Raw genomic sequence first — 17,422 nt, 5'->3', positions numbered from 1 at the left:
CGTTCCGCCGAGGAGTCTAGGGATGATCAGCCGCACGCGCCCTTGCCGCGCAGCACCCGCGTCACCGACTCCTGCACGCGCTCCTTCGGCAGCTCCCCGGTCTGCACGGCCTTGACCAGCCGGTCCAGCACCTCGTTGACCCGGCCGCCGGACGACCACAGCGCCTCGTCAGCCCCGGCCTGCAGTGCCTTCAGCACGGCGTCGGGCAGCGGGTACTGCGCCGTGATCGCCTTCATCGCGCCGAGGTCGTCGGTCACGACGAGGCCGGTGAAGCCGAACTCGGTCCGCAGCAGCCGGTAGGCCGCCGGCGAGATCGACGCCGGGACGCCGCCGGTCAGGTCGGGCACGTCGAGGTGGCCGACCATGACCGCGACCGGACCGTAGTCCGCGATGCCGCGGTAGGGCACCAGGTCGACGGCCCGCAGCTGCGCGAGCGGCGGTGTCACGACCGTGCCCTTGTGCGAGTCGCCCGAGCCGTGGCCGTGGCCGGGGAAGTGCTTGAGCACCGGCTGGACGCCGCCGTCGCGCAGACCGGCCGCGAACGCCGCGGCGTAGGTCTTCACGCGGTTCGGGTCGGGGCTGAAGGACCGGTCGCCGATGACGTCGTCGTCCGGGGCGTCCGTGACGTCGGTGTCCGGCGCGAAGTCGACCGTCACGCCGCGGGCGCGCAGCTGGCGGCCGCGGTCGGCGGCCAGCGCGCGGACCTCGGCGGGGGACTTCGTCGCGGCCAGCTGCCGGGCGGACGGGATGTCGCCGTCGAGGTCGTCGATGCGCTGGACGCGGCCGCCCTCTTCGTCGACCGACACCGCCACCGGCAGCTGGGCCGCGCCCTGGACGGCGTCCAGGGAACGATCTTTCAACAACGCTGTTGCGTTACCGCCGATGAAGATCCCGCCCACCTGGTTGTCGCGCACCAGCGACACCGCGGCACCCGGGTTGTCGCCGGACACGCCCACGACGACCAGCTGCGCGACCTGGCGGCGGACGTCGAGGCCGTTCACCAGCGCCGCGCAGTCCCCGGGCCGGGCCAGTCTCGACGTCGGGGCCGGGGTGGCGGTCCGTGAAGCCGATGACGACGACGGCGGCGGCGGGACCGGCGATCGCGGGATGGCGAGCCCGGCGACGGGCTCCGATCCGCAGCCGGTGACCAGGGAACTCAAGCACAACGCCACCCCCACGGCGGCCAAACTTCGGCGGTTCATCGGTCCCTTCAGACGTCTGCGTGCCCCACGACCGTAGTCGACGGCCCGGCTTCACGATGTGAAGAAGCGGGTGAGGAAGGTTAGAGAATTCGTGAAGGCGGCCTCAGCAGACTGGCACCGCAAGGACACGGACAGTGGGGAGGGGTTCGATGGACCAGGTGCGGGTGGCGGCGTGGGCGTCGGATCCGATCGCGCTCACGGGGCTGATCAACCACCTGAAGTCACGGCCGGAGCTGCTGGTCGTCTCGCGCGCCCGCCGCGCCGAGGCGTCGGTGCTCGTGTTCGCCGTCGGGCAGGTCGACCGCGAGGTGATCAACGCGCTGCGGGGCGCCTCCGCCGAGTCGCCGGCCGCGATCGTGCTGGTCGCCGGGCACGTCGACCCCGGGCACCTGGGCCTGCTGGCCGAGTGCCACGTCTCCGTCGTGCTGCCGCGGACCGCGCTCGACCGGCTCACCTCGAGCGTGCTCGCCGCCGCGCGGGGCCGGACGGCGCCGCTGCGCGACCAGGTCGAGGCCCTGGCCCACGAAGGTGCCGGGGCGGCGCTGACGCCGCGCGAGGTGGATGTGCTTCGCCTGATGGCCGAAGGCTGGGACACTGCGGAGATCGCGGGCAAGCTCTGCTACTCCGAGCGGACCGTGAAGAACGTCATCTACGCCATGACCAACCGGCTCAACCTGCGCAACCGGCCGCACGCGGTCGCCTACGCCGTGCGGGCCGGTGTGATCTGAGGAAGGCCGTTGCGCACGATCGTCCGCCGGACCGCCGTCGCGGTCGCCGCGTTGATCCCGCTCGCCGCCTGCAGCCCGAGTGACGCGGGCGGCCCGACGAAGCTCACCATCGCCACCTTCGGCGAGTTCGGCTACGCGCCCCTGATCGCCGAGTACCAGAAGCTGCACCCGGACATCACGGTCCAGAACCGCGTCACCGACTTCGACACCCACCACAAGGGCCTCGCGACGCAGCTCGCGACCGGCCGTGGCGCGGCCGACGTCGTCGCGATCGAAGAGCAGTACATCCCGCAGTACCGCAAGGCGAAGGACAAGTTCACCGACCTCGCCTCCTTCGGCGCGCGGGACCTGGAAAAGCAGTGGGCGCCGTGGAAGTGGGCGCAGGGCACCGACGGCGCGTTCGTCCTCGGCCTCGGCACCGACATGGGCAGCCTCGCCCTCTGCTACCGGCGGGACCTCTTCCAGGCCGCGGGCCTGCCGACCGACCGCGACGAAGTCGCCAAGCTGATGCCGGACTGGGACGCCTACGCGGCCGCCGCCCAGCGGTTCACCGAGAAGACGCCGGGCGTGAAGTTCGCCGACTCCGCCGGGACCGTCTACACGGCGATGCTCAACCAGTCGCCCGAGAACTACTTCTCCGCCGCCGACGACTCCTTCATCGGCGACCGGAACCCCAGTGTCCGCGCCGCTTTCTACCTCTCCGGCGGCATCGCCGCGAAGGGGCAGACGGCGGCCGCGACGACGTTCACGCAGGCCTGGAACGTGGCGATCAAGCAGGGTTCGTTCGCGACCGTCGCCTGCCCGGCGTGGATGCTCAGCCAGATCAAGGAGGCCGGCGGCGACGCGAACAAGGGCAAGTGGGACGTCACGACCGTGCCGGGCAAGAGCGGCAACCAGGGCGGGTCGTTCCTCACCGTGCCGAAGCAGAGCGCGCACCCGAAGGAGGCGTACGAACTCGCGAAGTGGCTGACCGCGCCGGAGCAGCAGAAGAAGCTCTTCCTCTCCGACGGGATCCTGCCCAGCGAGCCGTCGGTGTACACGGACCCGCAGGTCGTCGCGCACACCGACCCGTACTTCGGGGACGCGCCGACCGGGCGGATCTTCGCCGCGTCGGCCGATCAGCTGCGGCCCAACTACCGCGGTCTGCGTGACGCCGACGTCCGGCCCGAGTTCGGCCGTGCGCTCGGGCGGATCGAAGACAAGACCGACGGCGTCGACCAAGCCTGGGCCGAAGCCGTCCAGCAGGCGCTGGCCGCGCTGAAGTAGCGCGCGTGCTCGCTCGTTTCGACCGCAAGGCGACGCCGCTGCTGCTCGTCGCGCCCTTCTTCGCGCTGTTCCTCGTCTTCGGCGCGTTTCCGCTGCTCTACACGGCGTGGGTGTCGCTGCACGACTGGAACCTCCTGGAGGGCGACCAGGGCTACCGCGGCCTGGCGAACTACGGCGAGCTGCTGACCGACCCGAACTTCTACAACGCGCTGGCCAACACCGTCGGCATCTTCCTGCTCGCCGCCGTCCCGGAGTTCCTGCTGGCCCTGGGCATCGCGGCGCTGCTCGACCGGCCGCTGCGCGGTGCGACCTGGTGGCGCACCGGGATCCTGCTGCCGAACGTCGTGTCCGTGGTGGCCATCGGGCTCGTGTTCGGGCAGCTGTTCAGCCGCGACTACGGCGTCGTCAACGAAGTGCTCGGCTGGTTCGGCGTCGCGCCGGTCAACTGGCAGGCGACGAGGTGGACCTCGCACCTCGCGGTGGCGTCGATGGTGCTTTGGCGCTGGACCGGCTACAACGCGCTGATCTACCTGGCCGCGATGCAGGCGGTCCCCGGCGACCTCTACGAGGCCGCGGCGCTCGACGGCGCTTCGCGGTGGCGGACGTTCTGGTCGATCACGGTGCCGGGCATCCGGCCAGCGATCGCCTTCACCGCGATCGCCGGCACGGTCAGCGGCCTGCAGCTGTTCGCCGAGCCACAGCTGTTCGACGCCGGCGGGTCGGGCGGTACCGGCGGCAACGACCGCCAGTTCCAGACGCTGGCGATGTACCTGTACGAGAAGGGCTTCACGCACTTCGACGCCGGTTACGCGGCCGCGCTGACGTGGGTGCTGTTCGGGGTCTGCGCCGGGTTCGCGCTGGTCAACTACCGGCTGGTGCGCCGGTTCGTGAGGTCGGCGTGAGGCGCCCCGGCGGCTGGGTCTACGTCGTGCTGGTCGGCGTGCTGGGCGCGTCGATCTTCCCGCTGTACTGGTCGTTCGTGGTGTCCACAAGGGACAACGCGGCGATCGGCGAGACGTCCCCGCTGCTGGTGCCCGGTGGCCACCTCTTCGAGAACGTCCGCCGCGTGTTCGACACCGTCGACTTCTGGCTGGCGCTGGGCAACTCGCTGATCGTCGCGAGCACCGTCATGGTGTCCAACGTCGTACTCGCGAGTCTCGCCGGGTTCGCCTTCGCGCGGCTGCGGTTCCCCGGCCGCGACACGCTGTTCCTGCTGGTCGTCGGCTCGGCGATGGTGCCGGCGCAGCTCGGCGTCATCCCGCTGTACCTGGTGGTCGGCGAGCTCGGCTGGTACGGGCGGCTCGAGGCGGTGATCGTGCCGGGGCTGCTCGGCGCGTTCAGCGTGTTCTGGATGCGGCAGGCGTGCGAGAACGCGATCGACCCCGAACTGGTCGACGCGGCGACCGTCGACGGCTGCTCGATCCTGCGCACGTACTGGCACGTGGCCGTCCCGTCGCTGCGCCCGGCGGCCGCGGTGCTGGGCATGCTCACGTTCCTGGCGACCTGGAACGACTACTTCTGGCCGCTGGTCGTCCTCGACCCGAACGAGACACCGACCGTGCAGGTCGCGCTTTCCCAGCTCGCCAGTGGGTACTACACCGACTACGCGCTCATGCTGACGGGTGCGACCGTGGGTGTCCTGCCCGTGGTCGCGCTGTTCCTGCTGCTGGGCCGGCACATCGTCCGGGGGATTCTGAAAGGGGCGCCGGTATGACCTTCCCGACGGGCTTCCTGTGGGGCGCGGCGACCGCGTCCTACCAGGTCGAAGGGGCGGTGACCGCGGACGGGCGCGGACCGTCCGTCTGGGACACCTTTTCGGCTCGCCCGGGCGCGGTCGCCGGCGGCGCGTCCGGCGACGTGGCCTGCGACCACTACCACCGCTTTCCCGAGGACATCGGGCTGCTGGCGGACCTCGGCCTGAACGCGTACCGGTTTTCGGTGGCGTGGCCGCGGGTGATGCCGGACGGGCGGACGCCGTCGCCGGCCGGGCTCGCCTTCTACGACCGGCTGGTGGACGAGCTGCTCGGCCGGAACGTCACACCGGTCCTCACGCTGTACCACTGGGACCTGCCGCAGGCGCTGGAGGACGCCGGTGGCTGGCCCGCGCGCGACACGGCGTACCGGTTCGCGGACTACGCCTCGTACGTGCACGACGCGCTGGGGGACCGCGTCAACCAGTGGACGACGATCAACGAGCCGTTCTGCGCGGCGTTCCTGGGATACGGCAGCGGGGTGCACGCGCCGGGCGTCCAGGACTACGACACGGCACTGGTCGCGGCGCACCACCTCCTGCTGGCGCACGGGCTGGCGACGCGGGCGTTGCGGTCGCGGGCGCGGCCGGGGCACGAGTTCTCGCTGGCGTTGAACTTCGCGCCGGCGCTGGCGGACGGGACGTCGCCGGCGCACGCCGAAGCGGCGCGGAAGTTCGACGGGATCCACAACCGGTTCTTCCTGGACCCGGTGCTGGGCCGGGGCTACCCGCCGGACGTCATGGCCGACGTCGAGCACCACGGCGGCCGGTTCGCGGCATCGGTGCGCGACGGCGACCCGGACACGATCGCCGCGCCGATCGACTGGCTGGGCGTGAACTACTACGCGCCGGCGCGGGTGACCCCGATCGACGACCCGCTGGCGCACGGCAACTGTCCGCTGCCGGCGTTGCGCGGGCTGGACGTGCTCCCGGCCCGGCCGCCGTTGACGGCCTTCGGCTGGGAGCAGGCACCGGAGGTGTTCACCGAACTGCTGGGGTGGCTTTCGGCGCGGTCCGGGTTGCCGTTGGTGGTGGCGGAGAACGGAGCGTCCTTTGTGGACCAGGTGGTCGGCGGCCGCGTGTTCGACGCGGCGCGGGTGAACTACTTCATGGAGCACCTGGGCGCGGTTCATTCCGCCATCAAGGCCGGCGCGGACGTGCGCGGGTACTTCGCGTGGTCACTGCTGGACAACTTCGAGTGGGCGATGGGGTATTCGCAGCGGTTCGGGCTGGTGCACGTGGACTTCGAGACACAGGTCCGGACGGTGAAGGACTCGGGCCGCTTCCTGGGCCGGGTCGCCAAGGCCAACGCGCTCCCGGAGTAGCCGCGCTCGAGCCCGGGCTACGGCCGCTGCCGGAAGGCGTCGGCGACCCCCGAGCGGGACGGGGTCTCCAGCTTGCCCAGCAGCCGGGCCACGTGCGCCTGCACCGTCCGCCGCGGCAACGACAGCTCCGCCGCGATGTCCGGGTTGGACTTGCCGTCCGCGACCAGGCTCGCGATTCGGACCTCGATCGGCGTCAGCGACTCCCACCCGTGGCCCGGCCGGATCGGCGAGAACAGCGCTCCGCGGCGCACGCCCAGCCGGCGCAACCGCGTCTCCGCCCGGCGCAGGTCCCAGCGGGCGCCCAACGCCGTGTACAGCTCGGCCGCCTCCTCGAACGCCGCGTGCGCCGCGTCCAGCCGGCCCGCCCGGGCCAGCAGCACCGCCGCGTCCTCCAGGACCGTCGCCAGCTCCGGGCGGCGGCCGACCGCGCGGAAGTGCTCCGCCGTCGCCAGGACCGCCGCCGGGTCGTCCTCGATCAGCCCCCGGCACCACGACGCCGCCGCGTGGGCGCGCGCCGGGCGCCGCTCCTTCGCCGCCTCCTCCTCGCACACCGCCAGCGCGCGGCGTGCCCGGTCGGCTTCGTCCTGCTCCATCGCCAGCCGCACGTACGCCGGGAGCCATTGGTGGCGCAGCATCATCTGCGCGTACGTCGGGTTCAGGATCGGTTCGAGGATCGCCAGCGCGCGGACCCGGTCGCCGCGCTGCTCGGCGGCGAGGGCGTCCGCCACCAGCAGGAAGTCGAAGCTCTCGCGTTCGGCGCCGGTCGCCGGCGCGTACTCCTCCGCCGCGTCGAGGTGGGCCGCGGCCTGGGCGCGGTCGTCGCGGCGGCCCGCGATCAGCGCCGCGACGCCGTGCAGCAGCAGCGCCGCGGGGCCGGGCTCGCGCAGGCCGTAGAACGTGATCGCCGGGCCGTCCTCGGTGACCGTGTCCAGCTCGACCAGCGCCTCGTCCCAGCGACCCTCCCAGTACCGGTGCACCGCCACGGAAACCTGCAGCCCCACCGGCATCGCGTGCCGCGCCGCGACATCGCCCGCCGCGCGCAGGGCCGCGTCCGCCTCGGCGAGCCGGTCGAGGTTCTGCAGCGTGAAGACGCGGTTGTCGAGCAGGTCGAGGTGCAGGTCGGCCAGCTCGTGCTCGTCGCCGACGGCCTCGATCGCCGCGTCGACGTGCGCCAGCGCCGAATCGTGGTCGCGGCGCACGGAATCCACCAGCCACAGCGACTGCAGCGCGTGCGCCGTCAGGTACCGGTCACCGTCGGCGAACGACTTCGTCTCGTACGCCGCCTTTTCCGCCGCGTCCAAATCGGACAGATCGCCGCGCCGGAAGTTCGCCAGCAGCTGCCGGTGCTTGACCCGCCACAGCTCCGGCACGGCCGGGTCGTCGACCGACGCGGCGAGCGTCGCGACCGCGCCTTCGGTGTCGCCGCGGCGGTGCCGCAGCGCCGCGAGGACGTGCCGCATCTCCTCGGTCGCGTCCGGCTCGGTGGCGACGTCGAGTGCTTGCTGGGCCAGGGTTTCCGGGTTGCGCTCCAGCCGGAACAGCACCTTGACCAGCGCCACGAGCAGGACCTCGCGCCGGTCCCCGGCGCCCGCGGCCAGCGCGCGTTCCAGCAGCTCGACGGCGATCAGCGGCGCGCGGTTGGACACCGCCGCGTGGTGGGCGGCGAGCCAGTCCAGCACCCATTCGTCCACTGTGGCCGGTGCGGCGACCAGCTGCTCGGCGACGCGCTTGACCGGCGCGCCGATGCCGGCGAGCGCCTCCGCGGCCTGCCGGTGCAGCGCGGCCCGCGTCCCGGCCAGCAGCCGGTCGTAAAGCGCCTGGCGCAGCAGGGGATGCCGGAACGCGAGCTGCGTCCCCGTGTCGATCAGGACGTTCGCGGCGACGGCCTCTTCGAGCGGCTCCAGCAGGTCCGACGGCCGCGTGCCGAGCACCGCGGCGATGTCCCCGACGGCGAACTCCATGCCCAGCAACGCGCCCCAGCGCAGGACTTCCTGGGTCCGCGCGGGGAGGAAGTCGAGCCGCCGGTCGACCGCGGCGACCAGCGAACTGGGCGTCTCGAACTCGGCCGGGTCGTCGACGTCGGCCGCCCCGCCGGTCACCTCGACCGCACCGGCGCGCAGCAGGACGTCGACCATCTCCTTGACGTACAACGGGTTTCCGGCGCCACGAGCGGCCAGCTCGCGCAGCCCGGGCCCGGGCGCCGCCCCGAGCTGGTCCTCGATCAGCCGTCCGACGTCGTCGCCGCTCAGCGGCGCCAGGTCGAGCACGACGCCGTCGCGCGCCTGGACGCCACGCCGCAGCTGGGCGAGCTCGGCGCGGTCCGGCGCGGGCCGGGTCGCGGCCACCAGCAGCAGCGGCAGCTGCCGTGTTGCCGCGCACAGGCGGTGCCAGACCAGCACGGACGCCTCGTCGGCCCACTGCAGGTCGTCGACGACCAGCACCTGCGGCGAGTCCGCGCACAGTTCGTCGACCAGGGCCAGCAGCCGGTCGACCGCGCCGAGCACGGGGTCGGCGGGCCCCCAGCTGCGGCGCACCGGGTCGCCCGAGAGCTCTTTCGCCAGGCGCGCGCGCCGCGGGTCGGCCGAATGCGCGTCGATCGCGAGGCATTCCAGCATCACCTGCAGTGGGAAGCGGGTGCTCAGCTCGTCGGCGGCGGCCCAGAGCCGCTGGAAGCCGGGGCCGTCCGGCAGGGTGCTGGTGAGCAGCTCCGACTTGCCGATCCCGGCCTCGCCCTCGATCCAGACGGCCCGGCCGCGCCCGGCCCGGACGTCGGCGACGAGCTCGGCGAGCCGGGCCGTTTCCGCCTCCCGGCCGAAGAGCCGGTGCCCGGTGACCTCGACCGGCGCCGCGGGCGCGTCCAAGGTCGGGTCCTGGGCGAGGATCCGCTGGTGGAGCCGCTGCAGTGCCGGTCCGGGCTCGACGCCGAGCTCGGCGACGAGGGTGGCGCGGGCGTCGCGGAAGACGTCGAGCGCGTCGGCGTGCCGTCCGCTGCGGTAGAGGGCGAGCATGAGCGATTCGCGCAGCGACTCCCGCAGCGGGTGCTCGCCGGCCAGCACGGCCAGTTCGGGTGCGAGGTCGAGGTGGCCGCCGAGGGCGAGCAGGGCCCGGGCGCGCCGCTCGAGGGTGTCGAGGCGCAGTTCGGCGAGGTATTCGCGGTGCCGCTCGGCGAACCCGCCGGGCACGCCGGAGAGCGCTTCCCCTTGCCAGAGCGCGAGCGCGGCGTCGAGCTCGGTGACGGCCGCCCGCGGATCGCCGCGGTCCAGGTGCTGCTGGGCCTGGTCGCGGTGGCGTTCGAAGACGGCGGCGTCGAGCGCGTCTTCGCCGAGCAGCAGCGAGTACCCGGCCGGGTCCGAGACGAGGACGCTGGCCGCCGACCAGCGCGACCGGTCGGGTTCGAGCGCGCGCCGCAGCCCGGAGACGTAGGTGTGGACGCTGCCCTCGACGCTCGCGGGCGCGGAGTCGCCCCAGACGCCGGCGATCAGCTCGGCGCGCGGGACGGGCCGTCCGGCGTTGACCGCGAGCACGGCGAAGATCGCGCGCTGACGAGCGGGGCCCAGGCCGATCTCGGCCGCCCCGCGCCAGGCACGCAGCGGGCCCAGCAAGCCCACCCGCAGCCCGGTCTCCGCTTCCCCTGGCATGTCGTGCGTCCCCTCTGGGACTTCGCGTCCCAGACCCCATCCCCCAGGGACAACTACTCCGGCGAGCTTACTGACGTGGCAACCCCCGATCGGGTTGCCCGGGGCGGGGCGGGGTCGGTTTTGCGAGGGCCGGGTATCGATCACCCGGCCGGTATGCGGCGCCGGCGGCAAGACCTTTGCGACCGCGCCGCGCTTGCCTGCGGGCGGGTCGGTTTCGCGAGGGCCGGGTATCGATCACCCCACCGGCCTGCCGGGCGCCGCACCGTTGCGGGCGAGTCGCTGCCCGGCCGGGCTCACTCGCCGGCGACCGCGCGGGTCCGCGCCGCGCCCGCCCGCCGGATCCCGAACGGCTGCATCCGGCTCTCCGCGCGCCGCACGTCCCACACCGCGCCCATCCCCGTGTACGCCGTCAGCGCCGTCCGGAACGCGGTCCGGGCCTCGGCGAGCGAGCCGGACTCCGCCAGCAGGATCGCCGCGTCCTCGGTCGCCTTCGCCTGTTTCAGCAGCCGGCCGGCCGCGCGGTAGTGCGCGGCCGCCGTCAGCACCGGTTCCGGATCGCCCGCGACGAGCCCGCGGCAGTGCGCGGCCGCCGCCGCGTGGGCGGGCGGGACCTCGCCGTCGGCCGACAGCAGGCGCACCGCTTCCTGCGCGCGATCGGGCATCCCCAGCAGGAGCGCGAGCCGGACCACGTCCGGCAGCCACTGGTGGCGCGCGGCCGGCGGGTAGTTCTCCTCCAGCAGCGGCAGCAGCGCCGCCAGTGCCGCCTCGGGTCTGCCGTCCTGCTCGGCCAGCAGCGCACGCGCCGCAAGCAGGAAGTCGCCGCCGTCGGGCTCGAGCCCCGGCGGCCACTGCCGGCGGCCCGCCGCGTCGAGGTGCGTCCTGGCCACGGCCGGCTCGCCGCGGTGCCCGGCGATCAGCGCGCCGACGCCGTGCACCAGCAGCGCCGAACCCGGGCTGCGCAGGACGTACGACGCCGTTTCCGCGCCGTCGCGGATCACCGCGTCCAGCTCGCCGAGGGCCTCGGGCCAGCGGCCCAGCCAGTAGTAGTGGACCGCGCCCGCCAGGTGCATCTCGCCCGGCACCGCGCGGGTCGCGGCGATCCGGCGGGCGGCCTGCAGGGGTTCGGCGGCTTCGTCGAGGCTGTCGAGCGTCGGCACCGACAGCGCCGCGTCGTCCAGCGGGTGCAGCCCGGCCGGGGCCAGGACCGTCTCTTCGCCGAGCCGTTCCAGCGTGGCCAGCAGCGACTCGTGCCGCCCGCGCCACATCTCCGGGACGTCGGCGTCGTCGAGGGTCCGCTTCAGCTCGGCCGTCGCCTCGGCGAAGTCGCCGCGGCGGTAGTAGACGTAGGCGAGGATCCAGCGCATTTCCGCCGCGCGCCTGCTGTCGGACGTCCGCGCGACGACCGAACGCGCTTCGGCCTCGGGTTCCCGGCCGAGCCAGAACAGCAGCCGCGCGAGTGTCGCGGTCAGCGTCTCCCGCGCGTCCGGCGGCAGCGCGCCCTGCGTGACGGCGTGGCGCAGCAGGTCCACGGCGACGCGCGGGGTTTCGGTGGCGACCGCGCCGATGTTGTCCAGCAGCCACGTCGTCACCCACGGGTCGACCTGCGCGGGCGCGGCGGCGAGCTGCTCGGCGACGCGGGCGGCGGGAGCGCGCGCGGCCGCGAACGCCTCGGCCAGCTGCCGGTGCAGCGCGACGCGCATCGCCGCCGGCGTCTTTTCGTAGAGCACGCGCCGCAGCAAGGGGTGCCGGAACGCCAGCCGGTCGCCCGACTCGACGAGCACGCCCGAGGTGATCGCCTCGTCGACCGCGCCGACCAGCGCGGTCGGCGGCCGTTCGGTGGCGACGGCGATGTCCGACAGCGAGAACTCCCGGCCCAGCAGCGCGGCCCAGCGCAGCGTGTCCCGCGTGCCGCTGGAGAGGAAGCTCAGGTACAGCGTGATCCGCGACCCCAGCGGTGCCGGGATGGTCTGGCAGGAGTTGCCGTCCAGGTGCGCGTGGACGCCGTCGAGCACGATCATCGACTGCGCCAGCAGCGTCTCGACGATTTCCTTGGTGTAGCGCGGGTTTCCCGACCCGTAGGACACCAGCGTCCGCAGGCCGGGCCCGGGTGGCGCGCCGACCAGCTCGGTGGCCAGTTCGTGGGTCTCGGCCTCGGCCAGCGGCGGCAGCGTGACCACGGATGTGACATCGTTGTCGAGTTCGGCTCGCAGCTCGTCGAGCGCGGCCGGTCGCGGCACCGGCCGGCACGCGCCCACCAGCAGCAACGGCAGTTCCCGCGTCTCCCGGCTCAGGTACCGCCAGACGCGCAGGGTGGTGTCGTCGGCCCAGTGCAGGTCGTCGACCACGAGCACCAGCGGGGCCTCCGCGCACAGCTCGCGGACCAGCCCGAGCAGGCCGTCGACGGGGTCTTCGTCCGACCGCTCGGCGAGCCGGGCGGCCAGGCCCGCGCGGCGTTCGTCGGTCGCTCGCGGGTGCACGCCCAGCGCGTCGAGCAGCGGCCGCAGCGCGAACCGCTGGTCCAGCGCGTCCGCCGCGGCGAACGCGGGCCTGAGGTCGTGGGCCACGGCGAGCAGTTCGGCCAGCAGCGCCGTCCGGCCGCTGCCCGGTTCGCCTTCCAGCCACAGCGAATGGCCGATGCCCGCGGCGACGTCAGCGACGGCTTCGCGCAGCCGGGCCAGCTCCGCCTCCCGGCCGACGAAGACGTCGGCGCGCTCGGGCATCGCCGTGACCGGCGACCGCGGCACGCGCACCGGCGGCGGCGGTTTCGGCGCCGGCTTGTCCCGCAGCTCGTCGTGGAGCCGCCGCAACGCGGGCCCCGGCTCGGTGCCCGAGGATTCGACGAGCCGGTCGCGGACGTCGGTGTAGACCGCGATCGCCTCGGTCCGCCGGTCGGAGCGGGCCAGCGCGCGCATGAGCAGGCCGCGCAGCGTCTCGCGGAACGGGTGCTCGCGGGTCAGCGCGGTCAGTTCGGCGATGAGCTCGGCGTGCCCGCCCGACTCCAGGACGATCTCGGCGCGGCGCTCGATCGTCGCGAGCCGCACCTCGGCCAGCCGCGCGCGCTGGGCGGCGGCGAACGGCCCGGGCAGGCCGGAGAGCGGGACGCCGTGCCAGAGGTCGAGGGCCTCGTCGAGGATTTCGCGCGCTCCGCGCAGGTCGCCGGCCGACTGCTTGCGCTGGGCCGCCTCGCGCAGGGCTTCGAAGCGGTGGACGTCGATCGCGGCGGCGTCCAGGCGCAGCGAGTAGCCGGACCCGATCGACGCGAGCAGCTGCGGGCCTTCGCCCTTGGCACGGTCGGGCTCGAGCGCGCGGCGCAGCCCGGAGACGTAGGTGTAGATGGAGCCCTGCGCGCTCTGCGGCGGCGCCTCGCCCCAGACGGCGTCGATCAGCTCCTCGCGCGAGACCGTGCGGTTCGGGTTCATCGCCAGTACCGCGAGAACCGTCCTACGGTGCGCGGAGCCGAGGTCGAGCTCCGTTTCCCCTTGCCAGGCTTTCACCGGGCCGAGCATTCGGAGTCTCGGTGCGGAGCCGTCCGCAGCCGACATCGGTCTCCCTTCGTGCGCTGACGAACCGTCACGCGCCGGATGCCTGACGTGAGCATACGCGGCCGCCGTGAACCGGCAGGCAAGGATGGCGGACATTCGGGCAACGGCGCACGGGCGGGGTTCCGCCGGGCCGCGGCGTGCGCGACGCTCGGGGGCGCCGAGACCTCGAGGAGCCCGAAATGGCCACAGCCGAGCCGACGGAGGACATGAAGCGGGCGGCCGCCCGCTTCGCCTGCGCGGTCGACGCGGCCGGCGCCCACCTCCGTGACGTCGCCAGCGAGATGGCGCTGGTGCAGGCGTCCTGGCGCGGGGACGCCTCCGTGCGGTTCGGCCAGGCGATGAGCGACTGGGAGCAGGAGTTCGACGTGATCCTCTCGAGGCTGGCGCGGCTGCTCGAAACGACCGGCGGCCGGGTCCCGCGGCAGCGGCGGCCATGAGCAGGCACGAGCTCGACGTCCGCTTCGCCGATCTGGTGCTCGACCGGATGGGCACGATCACCGGTGAGCTGGGCGACCTGCTCGCCGAGCTGGAGTCCACTGTGGAGCCGGAGCTGGCCGGCTGGACCGGCGAGGCGCGCGAGGAGTACCTGCGCGCGAAGCGCGAGTGGGCGCGGGCGGCCGAGCGGATGCCGGGGTGCCTGGAGCGGGCGCGGGAGGCGTTCGGCGAGCTGGCGGGCTCCGTCTTCACGCGCGTGAAGACGGAATAGGGACGGCGTGAAGACGGGCCGTCCACACTGCGACCATGAAGCCCGTCGAAGTGACCGTCCTCGCCTCGGACCCGATCACGCACGCCGGCGCGGTGAGCCTCCTGGAAAGCCATCCGGACGTCCGGATCACCGATCTGGTGCCCGACGTGCTGCTGGTGATGGAGGAGCACGTCACCGAGGCCGTGCTGGGCGAGATCCGGGCGGCGAAGGCGTCGCACGTCGTGCTGGTGGTCGAGCACTTCCGCGAGAGCGACCTGATGTCGGTGCTGGAGAGCGGCGTGGTGGCGATCCTGCCGCGCCGCGAGACGGGCGGCGCCGAGCTGGTGACGGCGGTGCTCGCCGCGGGCGACGGCACGGCGAACCTGCCGCCGCGGCTGCAGGGGGCACTGCTTTCGCAGGTCCAGCGGATGCGCAAGGACGTGCTGGAGCCGAACGGGCTCACGCTGTCCGGGCTCGCGGCGCGCGAGTGCGACGTGCTGCGGCTGGTCGCCGAGGGCTTCGGGACCGAGGAGATCGCGGCGAAGCTGTGCTACTCGGAGCGGACCGTGAAGAACGTTCTCTACGGCTTGATGACGCGGTGCGGCCTCAACAATCGCGCGCACGCCGTCGCCTACGCGCTGCGGGCCGGCGCTATCTGAGACGTTTTCTTTGCCACTGTCACCTTTTCGTGGGCTAGGGTCGCGATCATGGTGTCGACCGCCGCTGAAATCGCGGCTTCCGTGCGGGCCGGGCAGCTCGACCCGGTCCAGGTGACCAAGGAGGCCCTCGACCGGATCGCGGCGGCGGACGGCGTGGTCGGCGCCTTCCGGCGGGTGCGCTCGGCCGAGGCGCTCGAGGAAGCCGCGGCGCTGGCCGCGCGGCCCGATCTGGCCTCGTTGCCGCTGGCCGGGGTGCCGGTCGCGGTCAAGGACGTCACGGAGATCGCGGGCGAGTACGCGTCGCACGGTTCGCTGGCGGGGCCGTCCACGCCCTTCGAGGCGGACGGCGTGATCGCGGCCCGCCTGCGGGCGGCGGGCGCGGTGCTCGTCGGGCTGACGCGGGTGCCGGAGCTGTGCGTCTGGCCGATGAGCGACACCCCGGACGGCATCGCCCGCAACCCGTGGGACCCGACGTACGCCTCGGGCGGTTCGTCCGGCGGCAGCGCGGCGGCGGTGGCGGCGGGCCTGGTCCCGCTGGCCCACGGCACGGACGGCATGGGCTCGGTCCGCCTCCCGGCGGCGATGTGCGGGCTGGTGGGGTTGAAGCCGGGCGCGGGCGAGCTGTCGGAGGGCGGCTGGTTCGGCATGTCGGTGCACGGCCCGCTGGCGACGACCGTCGAGGACGCGGCGCTGTTGTATTCGGTGCTGGCCGGCGACCCTTCGCTGGCGTCGGTGCCTTCGCCGTCCGCCGTGCGCATCGGGCTGTCGACGACGGTGCCGCTGCTGCGCACCCCGGTGCCGCGCGAGCTGGTGGCGGCGGTTTCGCGGGCGGCGGGCCTGCTGGCGTCGGCGGGGCACGCGGTGACGCCGTCCGCGCCCCGCTACCCGGCGACGATGGTCCTGGGCATGACGGCCCGCTGGCTGGCGGGCCCGGCCGCGCAGGCGAAGGACTTCGACTTCGGCCGGTTCCAGCGCCGGACGCGCATGCACGTCCAGGCCGGCCGGCTCCTGTCCCGGGCCGGGTTGATCCGCTCGCGCACGCGGGACCGGTGGGTCGCGCGGGCCGAGGAGTACTTCGCTTCGCACGACGTCCTGATGACGCCCACGTTGTCGCACTGGCCGGTCAAGGCGGGCCGCTGGCACGAGAAGCGGTGGTTGACGAACGTGCTGCCGTCGACGCGCCTGGCGGGGTTCACGGGGCAGTGGAACTTCGCGGGCTACCCGGCGATCACGGTCCCGGTGGGGCGGTCGGTGAAGTCGGGGCTGCCGACCTCGGTCCAGCTGGTGGGGCGGCCGGGGGAGGAGTCCTTGCTGCTGGGCCTGGCGGCCCAGCTGGAGGCGGCGAACCCGTGGCCGCGGACGGCCCGCTCCTGACACACCGAAGGCCGCCTCGAAGCACTCGAGGCGGCCTTCGGTGTCGAAGACTCAGGAACCCGGCTTGCTCGCCGCCGGGGACAGCGGCTTGGCGCCGTTGCCGTTCCCGTTCGCCGGCTTGGTCGCCGGACCGTTCGAGTTGGCCGGCTTCGGCGCCGGCTTGGGGGCCTGGGCCGCGGGCTTCGCCGCCGCCGACTTCGGCGCCGACACCGGGATCGACGGCTGGACCACCGGCACCACCGGGGCCGACGGCGTCGTCGCGGAGTCCGGGGACTCCGAGTCGCCGCCCACCAGCTTCGACGCCTGCGGGATCACCGCCTCCTCCGGCAGCGTCGCCAGCTGTGTCTCGCTGCGGTTGAGGATGTCCTCCGCCATCGCCAGGCTCTTGCGCGCCTGCTCGCGGATCTCCGCCAGGCGCTCGACCTTGCGGTTCGCCGCCGTCGTGCGCTGGGCCGCCTGGGTGGTCGCCTCGTCGAGCCGGCGCCGGGCCTCCGCCGTGGCCTCGTCCAGCCGCCGCTTGGCTTCGGCCGTCGCCTCCGCGAGCCGGCGCTCGGCCTGGTTCTTGCTCGCCGTGCGCTGGTCCGCGACGTGCTTCTCCAGCGCCGCCTTCTGGGCCGCCTGGGACGCCTCGAACTCGCGCTCGAGCTTCCGCCGCTTCCGCTCCGCCTCGTTGTCCAGCAGCTCGCGCCGCTGGGCCGCCTCGACGGTCAGCCGCTGCACCTCGGCGCGGGTCTCGGCGAGCGCGTTCTCGTGCTCCGAGTGCAGCAGGTCGGCCTGCTTGTCCAGCTCCGCGACCAGCTTCGTGTACCGCTCACGCAGCTTCGTCGACGCTTCGGTCGAGCCCGCCCACGTCTTCTCCGCGGCGGCCTCGGCGCGCTTGATGATCTCGTCCGCGCGGGCCTGCGCGAGCGTGACCGTCCGCTGCATCCGCTCGTCGAGGTCCTCGAGGCGCTCCGGCGGCTTCTTCAGCTCCTCGATGCGCGCTTCGAGCGCCGCTACCTGCGACCGGACCGTTTCGGCCTCGCGGGTCGCCGCGGCGGCCTGCGCCACGGCGGCGTCGCGCTCGCTGAGCACGCGGCGCAGCTGGGCTTCGACGTGGTCCAGGTACTGCCGGACCTCGTTGCGGTCGAAGCCGTGCCAAGCCTGTGTGTACTCGCGGCGAAGGGGGAGAAGGCCGTTGAGGGCGGTTGCGGCGGGGTCGCGCTCAGGAACCATGGGCCCGACCGTACCCGGGGACCGTCCGCTTCCGCCGT

13 protein-coding genes are annotated in these 17,422 nt (G+C 73.7%); 9 read left to right on the top strand and 4 right to left on the bottom strand.

Annotation, left to right across the window (positions count from 1 at the left end; genetic code table 11):
* Positions 1-26: 26 nt before the first annotated feature.
* The gene (locus ACWEVP_RS37075; protein WP_452067234.1) at positions 27-1,202 is read right to left on the bottom strand and encodes a glycoside hydrolase family 3 N-terminal domain-containing protein; all 1,176 of its coding nucleotides are present in this window, start codon (positions 1,200-1,202) and stop codon (positions 27-29) included.
* Positions 1,203-1,351: 149 nt separating this feature from the next.
* Between ACWEVP_RS37075 and ACWEVP_RS37070 the strand changes: the two genes are divergently transcribed.
* The 5 genes from ACWEVP_RS37070 to ACWEVP_RS37050 are packed head-to-tail and all read left to right on the top strand — an operon-like array spanning position 1,352 to position 6,271.
* Entirely contained in the window at positions 1,352-1,930 is a 579-nt protein-coding gene (locus ACWEVP_RS37070) for a response regulator transcription factor (protein WP_452067233.1), read from the top strand.
* 9 nt (positions 1,931-1,939) lie between these two features.
* Complete coding sequence (locus ACWEVP_RS37065; protein ID WP_452067232.1) at positions 1,940-3,196, top strand: ABC transporter substrate-binding protein; 1,257 nt, start codon at positions 1,940-1,942, stop codon at positions 3,194-3,196.
* Between the two features lie 5 nt (positions 3,197-3,201).
* The gene (locus ACWEVP_RS37060) at positions 3,202-4,098 is read left to right on the top strand and encodes a carbohydrate ABC transporter permease (RefSeq protein WP_452067231.1); all 897 of its coding nucleotides are present in this window, start codon (positions 3,202-3,204) and stop codon (positions 4,096-4,098) included.
* Positions 4,095-4,910, top strand: coding sequence for a carbohydrate ABC transporter permease (locus ACWEVP_RS37055; protein WP_452067230.1), 816 nt, complete (start codon positions 4,095-4,097; stop codon positions 4,908-4,910). The genes ACWEVP_RS37060 and ACWEVP_RS37055 overlap by 4 nt, the downstream gene beginning before the upstream one ends.
* Positions 4,907-6,271 (top strand): GH1 family beta-glucosidase, encoded by a 1,365-nt coding sequence (locus ACWEVP_RS37050; protein WP_452067229.1) that lies wholly within the window; start codon positions 4,907-4,909, stop codon positions 6,269-6,271. Before ACWEVP_RS37055 ends, ACWEVP_RS37050 begins: the two co-directional genes overlap by 4 nt.
* Positions 6,272-6,288: 17 nt before the next feature.
* On the opposite strand, the gene ACWEVP_RS37045 is transcribed toward ACWEVP_RS37050, so the two are convergent.
* Positions 6,289-9,909: a BTAD domain-containing putative transcriptional regulator gene (locus tag ACWEVP_RS37045; protein ID WP_452067228.1), complete on the bottom strand. Its 3,621-nt coding sequence runs from the start codon at positions 9,907-9,909 to the stop codon at positions 6,289-6,291.
* Positions 9,910-10,202: 293 nt separating this feature from the next.
* The gene (locus ACWEVP_RS37040; protein WP_452067227.1) at positions 10,203-13,403 is read right to left on the bottom strand and encodes a BTAD domain-containing putative transcriptional regulator; all 3,201 of its coding nucleotides are present in this window, start codon (positions 13,401-13,403) and stop codon (positions 10,203-10,205) included.
* 227 nt (positions 13,404-13,630) lie between these two features.
* Here ACWEVP_RS37040 and ACWEVP_RS37035 point away from each other — a divergent pair, with 227 nt between their 5' ends.
* Genes ACWEVP_RS37035 through ACWEVP_RS37020 form a run of 4 tightly spaced genes read left to right on the top strand, consistent with a single transcriptional unit; the run spans position 13,631 to position 16,169 of the window.
* Positions 13,631-13,888 carry a WXG100 family type VII secretion target gene (locus tag ACWEVP_RS37035; protein WP_452067226.1) on the top strand — a complete coding sequence of 86 codons (258 nt, stop codon included), beginning with the start codon at positions 13,631-13,633 and terminating at the stop codon, positions 13,886-13,888.
* Positions 13,885-14,157, top strand: coding sequence for a WXG100 family type VII secretion target (locus ACWEVP_RS37030; RefSeq protein ID WP_452067225.1), 273 nt, complete (start codon positions 13,885-13,887; stop codon positions 14,155-14,157). The genes ACWEVP_RS37035 and ACWEVP_RS37030 overlap by 4 nt, the downstream gene beginning before the upstream one ends.
* Before the next feature lie 35 nt (positions 14,158-14,192).
* Positions 14,193-14,795 carry a helix-turn-helix transcriptional regulator gene (locus ACWEVP_RS37025; protein ID WP_372663443.1) on the top strand — a complete coding sequence of 201 codons (603 nt, stop codon included), beginning with the start codon at positions 14,193-14,195 and terminating at the stop codon, positions 14,793-14,795.
* A 48-nt stretch (positions 14,796-14,843) separates the two neighbouring features.
* On the top strand, positions 14,844-16,169 hold the full coding sequence (locus tag ACWEVP_RS37020) for an amidase (RefSeq protein ID WP_452067224.1): 1,326 nt from the start codon (positions 14,844-14,846) through the stop codon (positions 16,167-16,169).
* Positions 16,170-16,220: 51 nt separating this feature from the next.
* Here ACWEVP_RS37020 and ACWEVP_RS37015 read toward each other — a convergent pair whose 3' ends face one another.
* Positions 16,221-17,384 carry a cell division protein DivIVA gene (locus tag ACWEVP_RS37015; protein WP_452067223.1) on the bottom strand — a complete coding sequence of 388 codons (1,164 nt, stop codon included), beginning with the start codon at positions 17,382-17,384 and terminating at the stop codon, positions 16,221-16,223.
* Positions 17,385-17,422: the final 38 nt, after the last annotated feature.

The sequence above is a fragment of the Amycolatopsis sp. NPDC003865 genome (genome assembly GCF_053605345.1).
Note: the sequence above shows the minus strand (reverse complement) of the source record. Positions and strands in the feature narration are given on the sequence as shown.

Coding starts and splice junctions, on each gene's coding strand:
- ACWEVP_RS37045 (WP_452067228.1), bottom strand. CDS start 9,909: ATGCCAGGGGAAGCGGAGACCGGGCTGCGGGTGGGCTTGCTGGGCCCG.
- ACWEVP_RS37015 (WP_452067223.1), bottom strand. CDS start 17,384: ATGGTTCCTGAGCGCGACCCCGCCGCAACCGCCCTCAACGGCCTTCTC.
- ACWEVP_RS37030 (WP_452067225.1), top strand. CDS start 13,885: ATGAGCAGGCACGAGCTCGACGTCCGCTTCGCCGATCTGGTGCTCGAC.
- ACWEVP_RS37020 (WP_452067224.1), top strand. CDS start 14,844: ATGGTGTCGACCGCCGCTGAAATCGCGGCTTCCGTGCGGGCCGGGCAG.
- ACWEVP_RS37025 (WP_372663443.1), top strand. CDS start 14,193: ATGAAGCCCGTCGAAGTGACCGTCCTCGCCTCGGACCCGATCACGCAC.
- ACWEVP_RS37035 (WP_452067226.1), top strand. CDS start 13,631: ATGGCCACAGCCGAGCCGACGGAGGACATGAAGCGGGCGGCCGCCCGC.
- ACWEVP_RS37050 (WP_452067229.1), top strand. CDS start 4,907: ATGACCTTCCCGACGGGCTTCCTGTGGGGCGCGGCGACCGCGTCCTAC.
- ACWEVP_RS37075 (WP_452067234.1), bottom strand. CDS start 1,202: ATGAACCGCCGAAGTTTGGCCGCCGTGGGGGTGGCGTTGTGCTTGAGT.
- ACWEVP_RS37070 (WP_452067233.1), top strand. CDS start 1,352: ATGGACCAGGTGCGGGTGGCGGCGTGGGCGTCGGATCCGATCGCGCTC.